This is a genomic window from Paraburkholderia sp. BR10923, assembly GCF_040948765.1.
In the GTDB taxonomy this organism is placed as follows: Bacteria; Pseudomonadota; Gammaproteobacteria; order Burkholderiales; family Burkholderiaceae; genus Paraburkholderia; species Paraburkholderia youngii.
In genome coordinates, this window is record NZ_JBFPKO010000127.1 from 1 (window position 1) to 961 (window position 961).

The following is a 961-nucleotide window of genomic DNA, read 5'->3' on the forward strand; positions in this document are numbered from 1 at the left end:
GTGCGGTTCTTTTCGGGGATGAGCGTTGTGGACGGCTCGATCGGTTGAATTGAGGTCATGATTGTTGACTCCTTGTGGCCCGGGATCAGGCGCGATCCGCGACACGTTCGCCGAGCAGACCCGACGGACGGAACACGAGCACGACGATCAGCACGATGAACGCGAACACGTCCTGGTAGTTGCTACCGAACACGCCGCCCGTGAGGTTACCGATATAGCCGGCGCCCAACTGCTCGATCAGGCCAAGCAGCACGCCGCCGACCATCGCGCCGCCGAGATTGCCGATACCGCCGAGCACCGCCGCGGTGAAGGCCTTCAGGCCAGGGATGAAGCCCATGTAGAAGTGCGCGTTGCCGTATTCGGACGCGATCATCACGCCGGCGAGCGCCGCGAGCGCCGAGCCGATCATGAAGGTCGCCGAAATCACGAAGTTCGGGCTCACACCCATCAGGCTCGCGACGTTCGGATTCTCGGCGATCGCGCGCATCGCGCGGCCGAGCCTGGTCTTATGCACGAGCAGCAGCAGGCCGCCCATCACGATGAACGCCACCACGATGATCACGATTTCGGTCATCGAGATCACGGCGCCGGGCGTCGTGTCGGTGGCCTTGATCACGTTGATCGGGTCAGTGGGCAACAGCTGCGGGAACGGCAGCGGATTGCGCGACCAGATCATCATCGCGAGCGTCTGCAGCAGAATCGACACACCGATCGCGGTGATCAGCGGCGCGAGACGCGGTGCGCGGCGCAACGGCCGGTAGGCCACGCGTTCGATCGTGTAGCCGACCACCGCGCAGACCGCCGCCGCGATGAGCAGCGCGATGACCAGCGTCAGCACGTTGCCGAGGCCGGGGAAGTGGTTCTGCAGCACACCTATGGCGGAGAGCGCAACCATCGCGCCCACCATCAACACATCGCCGTGAGCGAAGTTGATGATGCCCAGAATGCCGTAAACCATCGT

Annotated in this window: 1 protein-coding gene; it reads right to left on the reverse strand. The window is 63.9% G+C overall.

Features of this window, described 5'->3' with window-relative positions:
• Nucleotides 1-85: 85 nt before the first annotated feature.
• On the reverse strand, nt 86-961 hold an 876-nt coding region (locus tag AB3X94_RS41710; protein WP_368614459.1), incomplete at its 5' end, for a branched-chain amino acid ABC transporter permease.